Source organism: Microbulbifer maximicatervae (SeqCode) (genome assembly GCF_052467615.1).
The window spans coordinates 3,283,075-3,303,500 of sequence record NZ_CP174319.1; the positions used below are offsets into that span (position 1 = coordinate 3,283,075).

General features: G+C 53.5%; 17 protein-coding genes. 8 read left to right on the top strand and 9 right to left on the bottom strand.

Going from position 1 to position 20,426, the window contains the following annotated elements:
• Window positions 1-36: 36 nt before the first annotated feature.
• The gene (gene prmB / locus ACJJIM_RS14545) at window positions 37-960 is read right to left on the bottom strand and encodes a 50S ribosomal protein L3 N(5)-glutamine methyltransferase (RefSeq protein WP_444911341.1); all 924 of its coding nucleotides are present in this window, start codon (window positions 958-960) and stop codon (window positions 37-39) included.
• 342 nt (window positions 961-1,302) lie between these two features.
• Here prmB and folE point away from each other — a divergent pair, with 342 nt between their 5' ends.
• A complete protein-coding gene (gene folE, locus ACJJIM_RS14550) occupies window positions 1,303-1,845 on the top strand; it encodes a GTP cyclohydrolase I FolE (protein WP_282933775.1) in 543 nt (180 codons plus the stop codon).
• 54 nt (window positions 1,846-1,899) lie between these two features.
• Complete coding sequence (locus ACJJIM_RS14555) at window positions 1,900-2,244, top strand: 5-carboxymethyl-2-hydroxymuconate Delta-isomerase (protein WP_282933776.1); 345 nt, start codon at window positions 1,900-1,902, stop codon at window positions 2,242-2,244.
• On the opposite strand, the gene ACJJIM_RS14560 is transcribed toward ACJJIM_RS14555, so the two are convergent.
• The 7 genes from ACJJIM_RS14560 to ACJJIM_RS14590 all read right to left on the bottom strand — a co-directional run bounded on the left by ACJJIM_RS14560 (window position 2,241) and on the right by ACJJIM_RS14590 (window position 9,661).
• Complete coding sequence (locus tag ACJJIM_RS14560; RefSeq protein ID WP_444911342.1) at window positions 2,241-3,173, bottom strand: alpha/beta fold hydrolase; 933 nt, start codon at window positions 3,171-3,173, stop codon at window positions 2,241-2,243. The genes ACJJIM_RS14555 and ACJJIM_RS14560 overlap by 4 nt on opposite strands.
• A 68-nt stretch (window positions 3,174-3,241) precedes the next feature.
• A complete protein-coding gene (gene sixA / locus ACJJIM_RS14565) occupies window positions 3,242-3,694 on the bottom strand; it encodes a phosphohistidine phosphatase SixA (protein WP_444911343.1) in 453 nt (150 codons plus the stop codon).
• A gap of 125 nt (window positions 3,695-3,819) precedes the next feature.
• The gene (locus ACJJIM_RS14570) at window positions 3,820-4,302 is read right to left on the bottom strand and encodes a DUF4389 domain-containing protein (RefSeq protein ID WP_282933779.1); all 483 of its coding nucleotides are present in this window, start codon (window positions 4,300-4,302) and stop codon (window positions 3,820-3,822) included.
• A 13-nt stretch (window positions 4,303-4,315) separates the two neighbouring features.
• On the bottom strand, window positions 4,316-5,347 hold the full coding sequence (locus ACJJIM_RS14575; RefSeq protein ID WP_444911344.1) for an NAD(P)H-dependent glycerol-3-phosphate dehydrogenase: 1,032 nt from the start codon (window positions 5,345-5,347) through the stop codon (window positions 4,316-4,318).
• Between the two features lie 246 nt (window positions 5,348-5,593).
• On the bottom strand, window positions 5,594-7,513 hold the full coding sequence (gene htpG, locus ACJJIM_RS14580; protein WP_444896450.1) for a molecular chaperone HtpG: 1,920 nt from the start codon (window positions 7,511-7,513) through the stop codon (window positions 5,594-5,596).
• Between the two features lie 101 nt (window positions 7,514-7,614).
• Complete coding sequence (locus tag ACJJIM_RS14585) at window positions 7,615-8,817, bottom strand: serine hydrolase domain-containing protein (protein WP_444911345.1); 1,203 nt, start codon at window positions 8,815-8,817, stop codon at window positions 7,615-7,617.
• Window positions 8,818-9,058: 241 nt separating this feature from the next.
• Window positions 9,059-9,661 (bottom strand): peroxiredoxin, encoded by a 603-nt coding sequence (locus ACJJIM_RS14590; protein ID WP_143730920.1) that lies wholly within the window; start codon window positions 9,659-9,661, stop codon window positions 9,059-9,061.
• Between the two features lie 314 nt (window positions 9,662-9,975).
• Between ACJJIM_RS14590 and ACJJIM_RS14595 the strand changes: the two genes are divergently transcribed.
• Window positions 9,976-10,206 (top strand): bacterioferritin-associated ferredoxin, encoded by a 231-nt coding sequence (locus ACJJIM_RS14595; protein ID WP_413662956.1) that lies wholly within the window; start codon window positions 9,976-9,978, stop codon window positions 10,204-10,206.
• A 1,145-nt stretch (window positions 10,207-11,351) separates the two neighbouring features.
• Window positions 11,352-11,843: a bacterioferritin gene (bfr, locus tag ACJJIM_RS14600; protein ID WP_020412720.1), complete on the top strand. Its 492-nt coding sequence runs from the start codon at window positions 11,352-11,354 to the stop codon at window positions 11,841-11,843.
• Window positions 11,844-11,953: 110 nt separating this feature from the next.
• On the opposite strand, the gene grxD is transcribed toward bfr, so the two are convergent.
• Window positions 11,954-12,286 (bottom strand): Grx4 family monothiol glutaredoxin, encoded by a 333-nt coding sequence (gene grxD, locus ACJJIM_RS14605; protein WP_282933784.1) that lies wholly within the window; start codon window positions 12,284-12,286, stop codon window positions 11,954-11,956.
• A 317-nt stretch (window positions 12,287-12,603) separates the two neighbouring features.
• On the opposite strand from grxD, the gene ACJJIM_RS14610 reads away from it, so the two are divergent.
• The 4 genes from ACJJIM_RS14610 (at window position 12,604) to ACJJIM_RS14625 (ending at window position 20,129) form a co-directional block, all read left to right on the top strand.
• Window positions 12,604-13,788 carry an acetylornithine transaminase gene (locus tag ACJJIM_RS14610; RefSeq protein WP_444896447.1) on the top strand — a complete coding sequence of 395 codons (1,185 nt, stop codon included), beginning with the start codon at window positions 12,604-12,606 and terminating at the stop codon, window positions 13,786-13,788.
• A gap of 22 nt (window positions 13,789-13,810) precedes the next feature.
• Window positions 13,811-14,725, top strand: coding sequence for an ornithine carbamoyltransferase (gene argF / locus ACJJIM_RS14615; protein WP_444911346.1), 915 nt, complete (start codon window positions 13,811-13,813; stop codon window positions 14,723-14,725).
• 807 nt (window positions 14,726-15,532) lie between these two features.
• Window positions 15,533-18,472: a ribonucleoside-diphosphate reductase subunit alpha gene (locus ACJJIM_RS14620; RefSeq protein ID WP_444911347.1), complete on the top strand. Its 2,940-nt coding sequence runs from the start codon at window positions 15,533-15,535 to the stop codon at window positions 18,470-18,472.
• Between the two features lie 412 nt (window positions 18,473-18,884).
• Window positions 18,885-20,129, top strand: a complete 1,245-nt coding sequence (locus ACJJIM_RS14625) for a ribonucleotide-diphosphate reductase subunit beta (RefSeq protein WP_108734126.1) — start codon at window positions 18,885-18,887, stop codon at window positions 20,127-20,129.
• Window positions 20,130-20,426: the final 297 nt, after the last annotated feature.

Sequence of the window (20,426 nt, forward strand, 5' to 3'; positions counted from 1 at the left end):
ACCCGGCAACCGAGATTGCCGGGGAGGCAAAAGGAATTATTCCTTTTCGAAGTAGGGTTGGTAGGCGAGCAGTTCTTCCCGGCTGATGGCAAAAACACCGTGGCCACCATCCTCAAACTCGGGCCACATAAACGGCACCTCCGGGAAGGCTTTTTCCAGGGCTTCCCAGCTATTGCCCACTTCGCAGATCAACAGGCCGTCGGGCTGTAAGTGGTTGGCAGCCTCGCGCAGCAGGCGGCGGGTAAAATCGAGACCGTCATCGCCAGAGCCCAGGGCTATATCCGGCTCAGCGTGGTATTCCTTGGGCATTTCAGTCAGATCGCGGGCATCGACATAGGGCGGGTTGCACACGATCAACTCGTAACTCATTCCGTGCAGGCCGGAAAATAGATCCGACTGCACTGCGCGCACGCGTTCGTTCAACTCGTGACGATTGATATTGATCTGTGCAACTTCGATCGCGTCCTCGGAAATATCGCTCACATCGACACGCGCTTCCGGGAAGGCCTCGGCACAGGCGATACCGATACAACCGCTACCACAACAGAGGTCCAGAATCGCTAGGGGCTCAACATTGAGCCAGGGCTGGAAGTTGTGGCGAATCATCTCGCCAATCGGTGAACGGGGTACCAGTACCCGCTCGTCCACATAAAATGTCATATCGCAGAAGTGCGCTTCCTTGGTCAGGTAGGCCGCCGGTACCCGCTCGCTAAAGCGCCGCTCCAGGATAGTGAGTACGTCGCGGCGCTCCTCCATGGTCAAACGGGCCTGGAGTATCTCCGGCTTACTGTAAGGGGGGAGATGCAGGGCGTGGGTTACCAGTAAAACGGCCTCGTCCCAGGCGTTGTCGGTGCCATGGCCGTAGTAGAGGTCGGCCTCATTGAATCGGCTGGTCCCCCAGCGGATATAGTCCAAAACCGTGGTCAGTTCGTGGAGGCTTGTTTCACGCCTTTCTATCATCAATCTATCCTTAAGTGCTTTGTATCTCGTCGGGGCCCACTGTCACTAGCGGGTGCCCTCTGTTGCTGCTGCAGAGGGGCCAATCAATGCCCGGGGAGTGTAGTTTGCTCACACCAAATAAGCGACGAGTAAGGTTAAGTGGCCATTTTACAGCTGCTACCTAAAGGCCCTAAGCCATTTTTCCGCCCAACTTCGCTCCGCCCTGCTAACAAAATAGCCTTCGTCAGTGGTCGTCAAATAACAGCTAACAAGCTCCTCGGGCCGCGTGGATCTTTACTCTCGGGTTACAAACGCTTAGGGTAGCGCACCCGCCCTTCGGGCTGAGATGTTGGAAAGAGCAGCATGAACGAACATTACGCGCGAATTATTGAAGCAATCGGCGAAGATCCGCAACGCCCTGGGCTCAAAGACACCCCGGAGCGCGCCGCCAAAGCCATGGAATACCTGACCCGCGGCTATAAACAGACCGTGGAAGATGTAGTCAACGACGCGCTCTTCCCGTCCGACTGCAGCGAAATGGTGTTGGTTAAGGATATCGAACTCTACTCCCTGTGTGAGCACCACCTGCTGCCGTTTATCGGCCGCGCCCACGTAGCCTATATTCCCAATGGCAAGGTCGTTGGCCTGTCCAAGGTAGCACGCATTGTGGATATGTTTGCGCGCCGCCTGCAGATCCAGGAGCAGCTGACCGTAGAGATCGCCGAGACCCTGCAAAACGTTACCGGTGCTGCCGGTGTCGGCGTGATCATCGAAGCCAAGCATATGTGCATGATGATGCGCGGTGTGGAAAAACAGAACTCTGTGATGAAGACTTCGGCTATGCTCGGTACTTTCCGCAGCAACCAGGCCACCCGCAACGAGTTCCTCTCCCTGCTGCGCCAGTAAACGCCACAGGTACCCAGCGGCCGCCAGGGCCGCTTTGACCGAGGAGTGACCGCTATGCCTCACCTGATCATAGAGTATGCGAAAAATCTGGAAGAGAAGATTTCTGTCGCTGCACTGGTCAGCTCGGCTCAGGAGGCGATGCACCGTTCCGGTTTGTTCGCCTCCCACAATATCAAGACCCGCGCCAAGTCCTACGACCAATTTATCGCTGGGGACAATGGCAACAGCTTTATCCACGCAGAGATCCGCTTGCTTGAAGGGCGCTCTACGCGGGAAAGGGAGGCATTGAGCTCGGCTGTTTTTAACAGCCTGTGCCAATTTGCCGAGGGAGTTCCCGCAGTCTCGGTAGAGGTGCGGGAGATGGATGCCAGCTGCTATTCCAAGCGGGTTCCCTTCTAAGCGGTTTCACCGCGCAAGAAAGGCCCAAACCACTCTGCAATCGCCTGGGCACCACTCTCCTCCAAGTGTAAGTGGTGGCTTCCGGGAATCTCACGTGCCTCAATACCCGGAAACTCTTGCAGTACAGGGCGCAGGCGCTTGAGCATATCTGCGATACCGTCTTCAGCGAGAACCAACTGCACCGGCATCTTCAATCGGGATAAGTAAGCTTTAATCTGCGGCTCATTGAGCTTGGCCGTGGAAGCCGCCATCAGCCGGGGATCATTACTCCACATATAGCCACCCTCCACTTCCCGGGTGCCCCGCTCGGTCAGTACCTGCGCAGCCCACTCAGTTAGCGGGAACATGCCATTCTTTCGCGCTTCGACCGCCTCTTCGAAGGTACCGTATACCCGCAGCTTGCGCGTGCCGTAACGGGCTCTCTGGGCAATGGCCTTGGCCAGGTTCTCCGGAGCTTTTTCATCTTCGGTGGAGGGAGGTACCAGGCCATCGATCAGTGCCAGGCGCTTTACCCGATCGGGAAAAGCACCAGCGGTAATCACCCCGGCAATAGCACCTCGGGAGTGCGCCACAATGGAGAACTTGCGCCAGCCGAGCGCGTGCACCGCCCCCAAAATATCTTCCGCCTCTTCCCAGATGTTGTAGTTGGCATCGAGTGAGCGGTGATAGCTGCGTCCGTGGCCCGGCATATCTATCGCTACCAGATTAATTCCGCTCAGCAGGGGAGCCAGCCGACTGAAGGTGGCACAGTTATCCAACCAGCCGTGAAGAGCAATTACCGGCTCTCCCTCCGGATCGCCCCACTGGCGTGCGGCAATCGACTTGTGATCAAACTCAAGGGTGATTTCACGGGGAGTGATTTGATTTGTCGCCAAAGTGATATCCACCGGATAGTGACTAAAAACAGGTGGTGAAATGGTGCGGCCCACCAACAACATCCGCAATGACAGTTGTGATCAGCGCAATAGGGATTTACTGGCAGACACAACCGGAAAAGTTACTCTGCGTGCTGCAACCACTCTAGGTCAGCGCAGCCATTAGCCCATACATCCGCACTGACACAGGCGAGGCTGGAAGTGCCCATCGGGTGCTCGTTACCGCTGCCACAGAGGCCATTGAGCAGACTGCCCACCAGAGGCTGGTGACTAACCAGCAGAAGCGGAAAGGTATCCTGGGTTTGCAAATGGTCGAGCAGTTGCTGTGGGTGGATATTGCCGATCAGCAGCGGTTCGGTAATAACGGGCAATCCCAATTGGGCGGCAGCAATCTCAGCGGTTTCCTGGGTGCGTACAAATGGGCTGGCCCAAATTGCCTTTACCGCCGCCAGTTCCTCGGCGCGTTTTTTACAAACCTGTGCAACCTGCCTGCGCCCGCGCTCTGTCAGGGCTCTCTCTGCATCATTGGCGAGCATGGGCTCCGCTTTACCGTGACGCAAAATAAACAGCTGCATGGGGCTTCCTCAAGGATGGGTTGTTACTTTATCGATATCTGCGGGAATATTCGTAGGGAGGGCTGCGGATATTTATCCGGTGCCCACGGATAAGGCACCGGATAAATTAGCGATAGGAAAAGCGATCAATTCTTGTCGACAGGTTTGTCGGCGTCGTCGGCACTTTCCTCTACCAGCTCGGGCTTTTCACTGCTCTCGGGCTCGGAGCTACCCAGGATAATAGCATCCTCGGCTTCGTCTTCAGCCTTGTCCTTTTCACGCTTTACTTCCGTAGAAACCACTTCTGCAGAAACATCTTCGGCGCCCTCGTAACCAGACAAATCCTCTACTTCAGATTCAGGCCACTCGGCAAACGGGAAAGGCTTTTCGTCGGAGTTGTAGATCAGGAACTGGATCGCCTGGTAAACATAGGAGGCGAGCTGATCGCCAAAGCGACGCAGATTATCGTTGGATTTCCCGCTGATAATCGAAAACAGGAATTGCAGTATCACTACCGCCATCAGTAACCACGCGGCAACCTGAAGGCACACTGCAAACAGCACCATATAGATAAGGCGCACCCACTGGTTGCCGGAAGTAAGATTGCGCTTTAGATCGTCATTTTTCATATGAGGCTTCCATTTAAGGCTTGGCCGAGTAGGCCACATCAAAAGTTTGCGCGCCCGACATCAAATTACGAATCACCTCAGGAATCGGCCGCTGTTCAAATAATATGGCGTGAATCGCGGAAACCAAGGGCATGTAGACACCCATTTCGTCGGCTTTCTGTTTAATCAGACGAACCGTATTCACACCTTCGGCCACCTGACCGATTTCTGCGACAGCCTGATCGAGCTGCTTGCCTTTACCGACCATATACCCCACCCGATAATTTCGGCTGAGGTCTGAGGAACAGGTCAGAATCAAGTCGCCAACACCGGCGAGGCCGATAAACGTCATGGGATCGGCACCCATCGCTTCGGCAAAACGCATCATTTCTGCCAGGGAGCGGGTGATCAATAAACTGATGGTATTTTGCCCGCGCTCCAGTGCCGCAGCCATACCAGTGATAATCGCGTAGATATTTTTCAGCGCACCGGCAAGCTCGACTCCAAACACATCGTTACTGGAATAAACCCGGAAAGTCTCCGAGTGCAGCGCCGATTGAATCGCTTTGCAAAGTGCCTCGTCTTCACTGGCCACCACCGTTGCAGTGTAGTGCCCCGCAACAATTTCTTTTGCAAAATTTGGTCCGCTCAAGACCCCGACACGCATGTCGGTGGTTTCCTCGCGCAGGATATCGCTCATTAAGTGGAAGTTGTCGTGCTCGATTCCCTTAGTAGTGGAGATCAGCATGGTGCCCGGCGCCAACAGCGGCGCTACTTTTTTTACCACCTCGCGAAAGGACTTACTGGGTATCGCGACAAAAACAATACTGCAACCATCGACCGCTTGCTCCAGGTCGCTGATAAGTTGTAATTCCGGGTGCAGCGGCACGCCGGGCAGGTATTTATGGTTTTCTCGAGTGTCGCGACACTCAGCCGCCGTCTCCGCGCTGCGCATCCACTGGCGGGTGTCGTGGCCGTTGCCCGCCACAATGTTAGCAATCGCGGTTCCGAAACTGCCGCCGCCCAATACGGCAATAGCGAGGGGGTTGGAAGTTTCTTTTTGCATTGTCACACCGATAAAGCTTCTTATAAGACTTGCGGATTATAGAGGCATGACCCGCTGAGCCCAATGGGGTCAATTTGTTTTAAACTTCTGCCAATTGTGCGAAACGGCACAGTAAATAGCAAAAACGGCCCTCTGCCTTGACCAACCGATAAAACACCGCTCGATCCGGCAGGGGCCGCTTCTGGGACCAGCAAAGTCTAAAACAACTCCGCTGGCCATCGCTTAGCACCAATCAATAGCGCTGACTTAGCCGTGCATTTCCAGCAACAGCGTGTTCAGGCGGCGCACATAATCCGCCGGATCTGCCAACTGGTTACCGGCGGCCAGGTTAGCCTGATCCATCAGGATATTGGTGAGATCCGCAAAGCGATCTTCATCCGCCTCCTGGTCCAGACGCTGTACCAGTGGGTGGGACGGATTGATTTCAAAGATCGGCTTGGCATCTGGCAGGGCCTGGCCGGCCTGTTCCAGGATGCGGCGCATTTGCGGGCCCATATCCTGTTCGCTCACCACCAGACACGCTGGGGAGTCCACCAGGCGAGTGGTTGCGCGTACGGATTCAACGCGACCTTCCAGAACTTCCTGTACCCGCTCAACCAGGGCACCGGACTCCTGCTCAACTTTTTCGCGCTCAGCCTTGTCCTCATCGCTCTCGGCTTCACCCAGATCCAGCGCACCTTTGGCCACGTCCTGGAACTGCTTGCCGTCGAACTCGTTCATATGGCCCACGAACCACTCGTCCACCTGATCGGTGAGCAGCAGCACTTCGATACCCTTCTTGCGGAATACTTCCAGGTAGGGGCTGGACTTGGCCGTAGCGAAGTTGTCGGCACACACGTAGTAGATCGCCTTTTGGCCATCCTTCATGCGACCCACATAATCTTCCAGGGATTGATCCTGCTTCTCGGTATCGGTATGGGTGCTGGCAAAGCGCAACAGCTTGGCAATTTTCTCTTTGTTGGAGAAATCTTCAGCCGGACCTTCTTTCAATACATTGCCGAACAGATCCCAGAATTTCTGGTATTCATCGCCATCTTTCTTCGCCAATTTATCCAGCATATCCAGAACACGCTTGGTCAGCGCACTCTTGATCGCATCGGTATTGCGATCTTTTTGCAGGATTTCACGAGATACGTTCAGCGGCAGATCGTTGGAGTCCAGAACGCCTTTCACGAATCGCAGGTACAGCGGCAGGAACTGCTCCGCATCATCCATGATAAAAGTGCGCTGTACATACAGCTTGAGGCCGCGAGCGGCATCGCGCTGGTACAGATCAAACGGTGCGCGCGCAGGGATGTAAAGCAGGCTGGTGTAATCCTGTTTGCCCTCTACGCGGTTGTGGCTCCAGGTTAAGGGATCGTCGAAATCGTGGGAGATATGCTTGTAGAACTCCTTGTACTCCTCAGATTTCACATCGGAGCGGGGACGAGTCCACAGGGCCTGGGCAGCGTTTACTGCTTCAAACTCAGGCGCCTTCTCTTCTTTCGGCTCTTCGCCCTCTTCCGCCGCCGGCATTTCCTCTTTCAACATCTCCACCGGAATGGCGATGTGATCGGAGTACTTTTTAATGATGGAGCGCAGGCGCCAGCTATCGGCAAATTCTTTCGCTTCTTCTTTCAGGTGCAGGACCACTCGGGTGCCGCGCTGAGGCCATTCAACAGTCTCTACGGAGTATTCCGCTTCACCATGACACTCCCAGTGCACACCCTGATCGGAATTCAAGCCGGCGCGACGGGTGAATACGTCCACTTTGTCAGCGACGATAAAGGCGGAGTAAAAGCCCACACCGAACTGGCCGATCAGGTGCGCATCTTTCTTCTGGTCTCCGGTCAGCTGCTGCATAAACGCAGAGGTGCCGGAGCGGGCGATAGTACCGAGGTTTTCGATAACTTCATCGCGGCTCATACCAATACCGTTATCGGTAATGGTGAGTGTGCCCTCTTCCTTGTCAAACTCGATGCGAATGCGCAGGTCTGCATCTTCACCCAGTAATTCGGGCTTGGACAACGATTCAAAACGCAGCTTGTCGGCGGCATCAGAAGCGTTGGATACCAGCTCGCGCAGGAAAATCTCCTTATTGGAGTAGAGCGAGTGGATCATCAGGTGCAGTAGTTGCTTGGCTTCCGTCTGGAATCCATGGCTCTCTTTTTGGGCCTCAACGGTCATCTATTCGGTCTCCCCGTAAACGTCAATCGGAACAGGGAGCAAATATTGGGATCAGCCAGCAGGTTTCAAGGGGGGGAGGGACAATCACTTACCAGTGGAGATCAGCGATCTCCACTGGTTTGAGCGGTAGCGATATTACCTTTGCCAGTAATATCGATCACGAAATTGGCAGTGAGATCTGAGATCACACGGGACTCCGCATTCATCAGGATAGCGATACCCACTTTCAACTTTTCCGAGTAGGCCACCGCCGCACGGAAGCCCGCAACCCAACCGCCGTGGTAAATAATGCGGTCATCACCGATGGTGTAGAGGCGCCAGCCCAAGCCGTAGCCCGCATGAGACAGGTAATCTCTCCAGATACGATGGCGCATATGGCGCTGGGTAGCGACTCGTTCAGTTGTCATATCGGCGATCACTTCCGGTGACAGCACCTTCGGGTAGTAGCCCATCTGCGCTTTCAACCACTGGGCCATATCGGAGATACTGGCATTCACTCCCGCCGCCGGTGCAGCAAAGTAGTATTCCTTCTCCACTTTCACTGGGCGCCAACCACTACCAGTCTGGATATGGGGTGCCGCACGGTTGTCGGAGGCCATAAAGCTCTCCCAGCCAACCGATGCATTCTGCATTTTCAGCGGGACAAAAATTCTCTTCTTAAGCTGGCTGGCAAAGGAAACCCCGGTCGCCTCAAAAATCACATCCTCAATAAGGCTGAACAACACATTCTGGTAGCCGTAGCATTTTCCCGGCGTGCAGCGCGGATCGATATTGGCAAACTTGGGCAATATCTTGCTGAGAGGCTTGTTGTCCTCAAGGTAGTTGTCGTAGGCGTTGGGGGTCAGGCCCGAGGAATGGCTGAGCAGGTGCTCCACCTGAAGCTGGCGAGACAGTGAAGGCGTCTTAAAGCTCAGGTCCGGCACATAGTTGACCACCTTGTCATCCCATTTGAAGCGATCTTCATGCTCCAACATAGTGGCCATACTGGCAGCGAAGGTCTTGGATACCGAGGCCAGACGGAACACCGTGTCCTGATCCACCTTGCCGGATTTACCCCTGACCCTGACGCCATAGGTATCCATCGCGACCACCCGGTTGCCATCCACGATGACATAGGCGCCGCCGGGTATAGATTTACCCGCCATCATCTGTTTGAAGTATCGGCCAAACTGTTTGGCCCTGTCGTCTATATCAGCCGCTTGCGCAGGCAGGGACAGACTCCCCAGAATCAACAGGAAGAGAAATAAACGTGCCATAGAGGCGCGCATGACGTAGACGATATTTGAAAGAATTGCAGGTCTCATAAGCAAATCGAGCCGCCAAAGCAATCCGGTAGTTGCAGATAAGACTAGCAGCCAGCGGGCAAAAACTCTATTTAGGCGCCACGCAGGACTGACTGCTGAATTCTAGTCTGCACTTTTCTCCGGCGCGCGGACGGCCATGCCAATCAGCGCAGGTCAGCGCAACAAGGCTTGTACAAACAAAAAAACCGCCTTGCGGCGGTTCTTCTTTTTGGGGTCCGGAGACCCCAGCGCAAAAAGCGTCTTACAGCTTCTCAGCGTTCTCGCTCAGGTAAGCCGCTACACCTTCCGGAGAAGCGTTCATACCTTTGTCGCCTTCCTGCCAGCCGGCGGGGCAAACTTCACCGTGCTCCTGGTGGAACGCCAGAGCGTCAACCATGCGCAGCATTTCGTCAACGTTACGGCCCAGCGGCAGATCGTTAACTACCTGGTGACGTACATTGCCTTCTTCGTCGATCAGGAAGGAACCGCGGAAAGCAACACCAGCGTCAGCTTCTACGTCGTACGCCTGGCAGATTTCGTGCTTAACGTCTGCAACCAGGGTGTACTTAACCGGGCCGATACCACCGTCGTTGACGGAGGTGTTACGCCATGCGTTGTGAGAGAACTGGGAATCGATGGATACACCGATTACCTCAACACCGCGCTTTTCAAACTCAGCGAAACGGTGGTCGAAAGCGATCAGCTCAGAAGGACATACGAAGGTGAAGTCCAGCGGGTAGAAGAAAACTACAGCCTTCTTACCTTTGATTGCTTCTTTCAGGTTAAAAGTATCGACGATCTCGCCGTTACCCAATACCGCTGCAGCGGTGAAATCCGGAGCCGGCTTGCCTACCAGAACTGCCATGAAAACCTCCTCAATCCAATGATGGGTTGTTGATGATACGTAGAGTGTTCAATTTATGAGCAACAGCTATAAATCGAATGGGAATTAATAGTGGGCCGCTATGATACACACCCACATATTTCAGGCCCATAAATTTTTTAAATCAGGCTGATAGCAGAACGGCTATGCGTGAACTAACACCCAAAATAGGATGACCTACCCGCAAAAATGTACAAATAGCAAACAAAGAGGGCAAAATGCGACCATTCCGGAATCTTATTGACACTCATTCTCAATTGCAATAGGATTCCTACCTGACTACTATTGAGTAAGAGTTGAACAGAGCCACCGCCATGTATGTATGTATTTGTAAGGGCATAACTGACCGCCAGATTAAAGAGGCGATCTATGATGGCTCCACTTCGGTGAAGGCGTTGAGACGCCAGCTGGGCGTTTCTTCTCAATGTGGACGCTGTGCCGAGCAGACCAAGGAGATCATCGACGAGACCATGAGCGGTGGGATGGTGTCCTCTGCCAACAACGGCCTCTTCTACTCCGCCAGCTGACCGTCCAATATGGCCACCCTCCTCTGGTGGCCTCTACCACTTTTATCTACCCAGCCCTCCAGCTCTTCGTAAAAGCTTAAAAACCTGTATAAGACTCCCATCCAAGTCGAACTAGCGTGCCTCCACTGTCTTTATCTCCGCTCTCAACCTGAACACATATCGGCCAACCTTGGGCAGCTATAAATCTCAACCTGCAAACGCGTCTCCCGGCTTTAAATGCTCGCCAAACTCTAGCCCTCCGATTTACTGACCCCTCCGGCCTCACTGCAATACCCCTTGGATCGGAAAAGTTGGATATTGAGAAAATCTGTTTTAGAAAGCCTCTAAACAACTCCGTGATATTTTTGGTTTTTACAGCACAGAGCGTAAATCGCTATGAAAGCCTGTAGGGTCGGCCCTGTTAGACAAGGCACTCGCAGCGACGCACCTAAAATCTGCTGACTTCAGAAGCCCGAAAGTATTACGGATTTATTCAGACACCGCTTTGTTAACCCCTTCGCAATCCACGTGACATTCGACAGTGGTCAACATCAATTCAGGGCATGAGTCCATCAACAAAATATCAACTCAATCACTTTTATATTCCAGGTAACCATTCAATGCGTCGGTCAAATGGCAAACTATCAAAAGGTGGGATTATTTAATTTAGAAAAAAATTAATTATTCAAGCGCCATTCGAATACTAGAAAAGGTTTTGGCTCAATTTATAACTGCAAGCGTTTCACCCGCATATATAAATAAGAAGCATTATTAATACCAAACATGAAAACATTAACCTCAACTAAAATGCACAAACCACCAATAACAAGGGTTAATATTCAAAATAAATGACTTATTGTTGTATTGCTCACACAACCTAAATGATAATTATTTTCGTTGCCATTTTCGGCTAAATTTGCGTTAAAACCCTTGTTTTTCCTGCATTCCGCAAGAAAAATTATTTCTTGACTTGCCGCAAATCGCAACGCAAACTCAGCCCCGATTGCAGCTTAAACCCTAAAATAAAATTAGGTAAATCAGGCAGCCGCAGACTTTAGTGACTAATAAACTTTAGTAACTAAAAATATCAACTAATCTCTAGCGACTAACAAATAGGAACTCTCTGCAAACCTTATTGAGTTGGCAGGGCTTCAGGAGCACAGGCTATGAAAGGCGACCCCAAGGTAATTGAGCATTTAAACAAAGTACTGGGTAATGAACTGGTAGCTATTAACCAGTATTTCCTACACGCCCGCATGTACGACAACTGGGGTTTAAAAGAGCTGGGCAAACAGGAATATCACGAATCCATCGATGAAATGAAGCACGCCGATTGGCTGATCGAGCGCATTCTTTTCCTCGAAGGTATTCCCAACCTGCAGCACCTGGGCAAACTTCTGATCGGCGAAAATACCGAAGAGATGCTCAAGTGCGACCTGAAAATTGAATCCAAGGCCATTCCCGACTTGCGTGAAGCCATCGCCTATTGCGAGTCCGTTCGGGATTACGGCAGTCGTGAATTGCTGGAGAAAATCCTCGAGTCTGAGGAAGAGCATGTAGATTGGCTGGAAACCCAGCTGGAGCTGATCGACAAAGTTGGCATTCAAAACTACCTGCAAACTCAAATGGAAACTGCAGCCGGCCACTCTGGCAAGTAGTTTAAGTCCTCTCACAGGCATAAAAAAACCGCAGCTTCCGCTGCGGTTTTTTTGTTTCTACAGTATGCCTACCATCTATAGCAGCAGACATATTGGAGCAAAAGCGGAAATTAATCCTCGCCTTCGCTCTCCGCTGATGCCTCATCAATCAAGGTTTTCAGCTCACCGTTCTCATGCATTTCCATAATGATGTCACAGCCACCGATCAGCTCGCCCTTAACCCACAGCTGGGGGAAGGTCGGCCAGTTCGCATACTTAGGCAGCTCAGCGCGGATGTCCGGGTTAGCCAGAATATCAACGTAGGCAAAGCGCTTACCGCAAGCCATCATCGCCTGGGAGGCCCGCATGGAAAAGCCGCACTGGGGGGCATTAGGGCTACCTTTCATATAAAGCAGAATGGTGTTATCAGCGATCTGCTGCTTGATGTTCTCCAGTGTATCCATAAGCGTGAAAAACCTCAGGTGGTCGAAGCAAAAAGTAAGTGTACAGGCACCATACCATCATCTGGTATAGCGCGCCGGCATCCATTGTACCCCAGTGGGGCCGGCAATAAGTACACCATCCCCTCGATGAAAGCAAAAACCGCAGATCTGCAACACCGGATACCATGTTGAAAATTCAGCCAGCCAGATAGCACACAGCTTATAAAGGCTGTGATACCATTGCCCCAATCGATATAAAGTGCAGATTATAAAGCTTAAACAGAACTTTCTGCGGAAAATAGATAGTTCAAATAGTCAATATTTAAGGAGATGCCCCGGTGGCCACCCCGACACTCATGCAAAACTATGGCGATCGAACCCTCACACTGGTGCGGGGTGAAGGCAATTATGTATGGGATGATCAGGGCCGACGATACCTGGATGCAATCTCTGGAATCGCCGTCTGCGGCCTTGGCCACTGCCACCCCAAAGTGACCCTGGCCCTGCACGAGCAGATTCGGACCCTGTTACATGTATCCAATCTCTACAATATCCCTGCGCAGGAGAAACTGGCAGACAAGCTGGTACAGCTATCCGGTATGGACAATGTGTTTTTCTCCAATTCTGGAGCTGAGGCCAATGAAGCAGCGATTAAATTAGCGCGGCGGCTAGGCAATAGCCGCAACATTGAGACCCCTCAAATCCTGGTAATGGAAAGCGCTTTCCACGGCCGCACCCTGGCTACCCTGACAGCAACCGGCAATGAAAAAATCCAAGAGGGCTTCGGTCCTCTGCCCGAGGGTTTTTTGCGTGTGCCGTTTAACGATACTGCAGCCATCGAAAAGCTCGCAGGTGAGCGCAACGATATTGTCGCAGTGCTGGTTGAGCCGGTTCAGGGAGAGGGCGGTGTACGCGTGCCCACTTCCAACTACCTGGGGCAATTGCGCGAAATCTGCGATCAACATAACTGGCTCCTGATGCTGGATGAAGTGCAAACCGGAAACGGCCGCAGCGGCAAAATGTTTGCCTACCAGCATGCGGACATATTGCCCGACGTAGTGACCACTGCCAAAGGGCTGGGTAACGGTGTCCCTATCGGAGCCTGCCTGGCCAGGGGAGTTGCCGCACAATTATTTTCTGCGGGCACCCACGGCTCCACTTTCGGCGGCAACCCTCTAGCCTGCAGTGCCGCACTGGCAGTGATCGATACGCTGGAAAGTGAATGGTTGTTAGAGCGCGCCGAGGCATTGGGGCAACGCCTGCAGCACCAACTCAAACAGCAGTTATCCGATTGCGACCAGGTCAAAGAGGTGCGGGGCTTGGGGCTGATGATCGGAATAGAATTGCAGCAGCCCTGTGCCAAACTGGTGGACATAGCCCGCGAGCGCGGATTGCTGATCAATGTTACAGCCGGCAATGTAGTGCGCCTGCTCCCCCCACTCACACTCAGCGACGACGAGTGCCATCAATTGGCAAACGATGTCAGCTCACTGATTCACCAGTTTGCACTGCAAGCGGTCTGATGCAAAAAAAGGAGAACAGCTTATGGCGATCAGACATTTTCTCACCCTGACAGACTTGTCTTCGGAAGAGCTCAAGCAAATTATTGAGCGCGCGATCGAACTCAAAACACTGCGCACTCAAGGAATAAATACTGACCTTTTTCGCGGCAAAGTGCTGGGGATGATTTTTGAAAAATCCTCTACTCGTACCCGCGTTTCATTTGAGGCCGGTATGGCACAGATGGGAGGCAGCGCCCTCTTCCTATCTCCCCGCGATACTCAGTTAGGCCGCGGGGAACCCGTTGAAGACAGCGCCCGAGTAATTTCCAGCATGGTGGATATGGTGATGATTCGCACCTTTGGCCACCAGGTACTGGAGCGCTTCTCAGAATATTCAAAGGTACCGGTGATTAATGCCCTCTCCGACAGCTACCACCCCTGCCAGCTGCTCGCAGATATCCAAACCTTTGTGGAGCACCGCGGCAGTCCAGAGGGCAAGGTGGTCGCCTGGGTCGGCGATGGCAACAATATGTGCCACTCCTATATTAATGCTGCCCGCCTGTGCAATTTTGAGCTTCGCATAGCCTGCCCGCCCGGCTACGAGCCCAACGCCAATATCCTCGCTTCGGCAAGTGATCGGGTCACCGTAGTACACGATCCGGTGGAGGCTGTTAAAGGGGCCGATTGGGTGGCCACCGATGTGTGGGCTTCCATGGGACAGGAAACTGAACAACAGATCCGCCTGAAAGCCTTCGAGAGCTTCCTGGTGGACCACGAGCTGATGAGCCACGCCAATAGCGATGCCATCTTTATGCACTGCTTGCCCGCCCACCGTGGAGAGGAGGTGAGTGCCGAACTTTTAGAGGATGGCAACATCTCGGTGGTATGGGATGAGGCTGAAAACCGCCTTCATGCGCAAAAAGCCCTGATGGAATTCCTCCAAGACCACGGTCGATAAACCCTAAAAGGGTACAGCCACTCCTGCGGTTGTACCCTGCTACCTGTACTCACTCCCCTGCGCCTCTCCTCCCGACAATATATAAAAGATGCGATTGGCGACAAAAAATCCAAGAGATCGCTAAATTTAGCAATCGGCGCCAACGACTAATTTACAGCCAGCCAAGATGTCAGAATTAAATAAGCGTCAGTAAATTGAGCAATTGAGTACCACTTTGCTCAAAGAGCAGCCATTTGCAAATGGTTATTGCCGTTGTTAATTTACAGCGCTCTAGCTATTAAAAAAAATTGTAAGACACTGTACCCAGCGTTCTTTCCCGGCACCCACTCCTTTGCAGCCCAGGGCTGGCGGGCTCTGCCGCGAAAGTGGCTACTGACTCAGCACCTCTACCCACAATTTATCCACAAACAACTACATAGTTATTCGCCTTGAACTGACCCGCCTACCGCATTATCTTGTAGCGCACTCGAGGCCGACCCCCTATATATTGGGGTAGAGGCTCAAGAGCACCCCCATTATGTGGGGCAAATTCCGGCGCACCACCACACTTTTTGGCGGTGGGCGTCAGGCGCTGCTTTTTTCAAAGCAGAATCAGAGGTAAGCGGGCGGAATGGAATTTCCGCCACAGGCAGCAGCTGGCAAACCTTTTCAGCTAGCCGGTGACAAGCCGCCTGTTTCCAGTGTCCACAGCTGTGGATAAACACTGGCAAAGCGAAGGACACGCTCCGCCATGCCACACAGTCATGTGGCCGCCGTTCTTTTGAGCGCACGCGGACAGACAACAGAACAAACCTTTCGGAGATTTACATGCACACAGAGACAGGGCGCTCTCAAGCCGTGCCTGCGGAAAAATCAGGCACCTCCAGCGACCAGGCGACTGGCGGCACGACTCTGGCCGCTACTGCACCGGGCCAGATCCGCGTAATCAAGCGCAATGGCACCGTTGTACCCTACGACGACAGCAAAATTGCCGTCGCCGTCACTAAAGCCTTCCTCGCTGTTGAAGGCGGCACCGCCGCTGCTTCCAGCCGTGTCCACGAGCAAGTTGAAGAACTGGTCGGCCAGATCAGTGCCACTTTCAAACGCCGCATGCCCTCTGGCGGCACTATCCACATTGAAGAGATCCAGGACCAGGTAGAGCTGGCCCTGATGCGCGCCGGTGAACAAAAGGTTGCCCGCGACTACGTACTCTACCGTGAAGAACACGCCCGCCTGCGCGCAGAGAAAGAAAAAACCGCTCAAATTGCCGAGCAAGCTGTCGATGCCCACCCCAGCATCCGTGTAAAGCAGGACGATGACAGCCTTGCCCCCCTGGATATGGAACGCCTGCGCACCGTTGTCAAAGAAGCCTGTGAAGGCCTGAAAGATGTCGACAGCGCGGCAATTCTTAACGAAGCCCTGAAAAACCTGTACGACGGTGTTTCCGAAAACGATATCAATACCGCGCTGGTAATCACTGCGCGCACCTTGGTTGAGCAGGAGCCCAATTACACCTTCGCTACCGCCAGCCTGCTGCTGGACAAGCTGCGCTCCGAAGCACTGCGCTTCCTCGGTGTTGCCGAGCGCGCCACTCAGCACGAGATGGAAAAGCTGTACGCCTCTACCCTGCCCACTTACGTGAAAAAGGGTATCGAGCTGGACCTGCTGGACCCTGCACTGGCCACCTTCGACCTGGAAAAACTCGGCAAAGCTCTAAAAGGCGAGCGCGATCACCAGTTCACTTATCTGGGCCTACAGACTCTGTACGACCGCTACTTCCTGCACAGCGACGATATTCGTTTCGAGCTGCCGCAGATCTTCTTTATGCGTGTCGCCATGGGCCTCAGCATTAATGAAGAGAACAAAAACGAGCGCGCGGTAGAGTTCTACAACCTGTTGAGCTCTTTCGACTACATGAGTTCCACCCCGACCCTGTTCAACGCCGGCACCCTGCGCCCGCAGCTGTCCTCCTGCTACCTGACCACGGTACCGGACGACCTGCACGGCATTTACGGCGCAATCCGCGATAACGCCATGCTGTCCAAGTGGGCAGGCGGTCTCGGCAATGACTGGACGCCGGTGCGCTCCCTGGGTTCCTATATCAAAGGCACCAACGGCAAGTCCCAAGGTGTTGTGCCCTTCCTGAAAGTGGCCAACGACACCGCAGTAGCCGTCAACCAGGGCGGTAAGCGCAAAGGTGCTGTCTGTGCCTACCTGGAAACCTGGCACCTGGATATCGAGGAATTCCTCGAGCTGCGCAAAAACACTGGTGACGACCGCCGCCGCACCCACGATATGAACACCGCCAATTGGGTCCCCGACCTGTTTATGAAGCGCGTGTTCGAAGACAAAGAGTGGACCCTGTTCTCCCCGGCCGATTGCCCGGACCTGCACGACCTGTTCGGCACCGCATTCGAAGAGCGCTACAACCACTACGAGCAACTGGCTGCCGAAGGCAAGCTGCGTCTGTTCAAGAAGATCCGCGCACTAGACCTTTGGCGCAAGATGCTGGGCATGCTGTTCGAAACCGGCCACCCCTGGATCACCTTTAAAGACAGCTGCAACCTGCGCAGCCCGCAGCAACACGCCGGTGTGGTTCACAGCTCCAACCTGTGCACCGAGATCACTCTCAACACCAAGGCCGACGACGAAATCGCCGTGTGTAACCTGGGCTCCGTCAACCTGGCTCAACACATTGGTGAGAACGGTGAACTCGACCGCACCAAGCTGGCCAATACCGTAAAAACTGCGGTGCGTATGCTCGATAACGTTATCGACATCAACTACTACGCAGTTGAAAGTGCGCGTCAGTCCAACATGCGTCACCGCCCTGTTGGCATGGGCCTGATGGGCTTCCAGGATGCGCTGTACAAGGCCGGTATCGCCTACGCCAGCGACGAAGCCGTCGCCTTTGCCGACAACACCATGGAAGCGATCAGCTTCGAAGCCATCTCCGCTTCCAGCGACCTGGCTGCCGAGCGCGGCAAGTACCAGACCTACGAAGGCTCCCTGTGGAGCAAAGGTGTCCTGCCACTGGATTCCATCCAGATCCTCGCTGAGCAGCGCGGCCAGCAGTTTATCGAACAGGACACCAGCTCCACTCTGGACTGGGACGGCCTGCGCGAGAAAGTAAAAGCCCAAGGTATGCGCAACTCCAACGTAATGGCGATCGCTCCTACTGCGACCATTGCCAATATCACCGGGGTTTCCCAGTCGATCGAACCGACTTATCAAAACCTGTATGTGAAGTCGAACCTGTCCGGCGAATTCACCGTAGTAAACCCCTACCTGGTACACGATCTGAAAGATCGCGGCCTATGGGATCAAGTCATGGTTAACGACCTGAAATACTATGAAGGTTCTGTACAGAAAATCGATCGCGTACCGGAAGACCTGAAAGCGAAATACTGCACCGCGTTTGAAGTGGAGCCGCGCTGGATTGTGGACGCCGCCAGCCGTCGCCAAAAGTGGATCGACCAGGCCCAGTCCCTGAACCTGTATATTGCCGGCGCCGACGGAAAGAAGCTGGACCTAACCTATCGCATGGCTTGGTTCCGCGGCCTGAAAACCACTTACTACCTGCGCGCACTGGCTGCCACTACCACAGAGAAATCTACGGTAAATAGCGGCACCCTGAACGCGGTAAGTGCACACGGCGGTAGCAACGGAATGGCTGCGGCAGCACCTGCTGAGCAAGCTGCTCCTGCACCGGCCGCAGTACCTCAGGCCTGCTCACTGGACGACCCGGATTGCGAGGCCTGCCAGTAAAATTTAAGCCCCCTTTTTTATAGGGGCTGCACTGACTCTCGGGGGAGAGCGTCGTAACCGCAAGTGCGGGCATGACCATGCGCAGCGACCCCGGTCCACCCATTATTTTAATAGTGGGTAATACCATAGGGACCGGGGATCGGCTGCGGCTTATTTTCCCGAGAAAACCCAGTGCAATTGCCAGCGAAAATTCAGTGCAAATAAATGCACAAAAGCGCAGCAAAAATTGATCTGGCACAGGATTTTCTGTGCCCAGGCGAGTTAAAAATACGAGCCTGTAATGAATTATTACCGGTAAAAAATATCACCGGTATGTCATCCCTGGTTGCACACAATTAGTGAGTAATACACCAGGAAGATTTAAGAATTTTTATCGAACTTTCGATAGTGAGACCGATCAAAAGGGCCAACTATGCTGAGCTGGGACGACATCGACACCAAGCCCCAACAACCTGAAAAAGCAACCGAACCGCGACCGACGCCGGAGGCCCAGGCAAAATCCGTGCAGGAGCCCAGCGCTTCCTACACAGCCGCTCCGGCGTCGCCTGCGGCCCAAAGCGGCTCCACTGCCGTTGATGCCGCCCGTGCCGCAGTTGCTAATATGGACCCGGCTCCCGGCCTGGAAGAACTGGAAATGGGTGCGGCCCGTATCCAGGTAGATGAAAAGCGCATTATTAATTGCCGCGCTGACCTCAACCAGTTGGTTCCCTTTAAATACGACTGGGCCTGGCAAAAATACCTGGACGGCTGCGCCAACCACTGGATGCCCCAGGAAATCAACATGAACAAAGACGTGTCCATGTGGAAAGACCCCAACGGTCTAACCGAGGACGAGCGTCGCATCGTGGAATACTCCCTGGGCTATTTCTCCACCGCAGACTCCCTGGTTGCTAACAACCTGGTATTGGCGATCTACCGCCATATCACCAACCCTGAGTGCCGCCAGTACCTGCTGCGTCAGTCTTTTGAAGAAGCCATTCACACCCACGCCTACCAGTACTGTGTAGAGTCCCTAGGTATGGACGAAGGTGAAGTCTTCAATATGTACCGCGAAGTGCCAGCGGTTGCCAAAAAAGCGGCCTGGAGCCTGTCCCACACCCAGGCCATCGGTGATCCCAACTTCAAAACCGGCACCGTTGAATCCGACCAGGAGCTGCTGCGCAACCTGATCGCCTTCTACGCTGTCACTGAAGGTATCTTCTTCTATTGTGGCTTCAGCCAGATTCTGTCCATGGGTCGCCGCAACAAAATGACCGGTGTTGCCGAGCAGTTCCAGTACATCCTGCGCGACGAGTCTATGCACCTGAACTTCGGCATCGACGTCATCAACCAGATTAAGCTGGAAAACCCACACCTGTGGACAGCAGAATTCCAGCAGGAAGTCACCCAGATGATTCTCGAGGGTATGGAGCTTGAAGTAGCTTATGCCCGCGACACTATGCCCCGCGGCGTACTCGGCATGAATGCGAATATGATGGAGGAGTACCTCCAGTTTATCGCCAACCGCCGCCTTAGCCAGCTGGGCCTGAAAGAGCAGTTCCCTGGCGCTCAGAACCCATTCCCGTGGATGTCTGAAATTATGGACCTGCGCAAAGAGAAAAACTTCTTTGAAACCCGCGTTATCGAATACCAAACCGGCGGCGCACTGCAGTGGTAAGCGCTTCCTGGTTAGCGAATTACTAAAAAGGAGAAAGTAGTCGCTCACAGGAAGAGAAGTATTGAAAACGGGCTTAATGCCCGTTTTTTTTATTTTGAGCATTCCAGTTTCCTCTTCACTCTAACCATAGACTTAAGTTCTATAGAAACTCTTTCTCTCCCCCTGCCGCTGACCATCTCGGCAAAGCATTTGGATAGCGGCTTGTATTCGCGCATAATGCCCCGCATTAGTTGGTATAACAACTATGCCTCTAGATGAGCAGGCCTTCAGTTATCCCTACTCGCCTATTACCTAGCT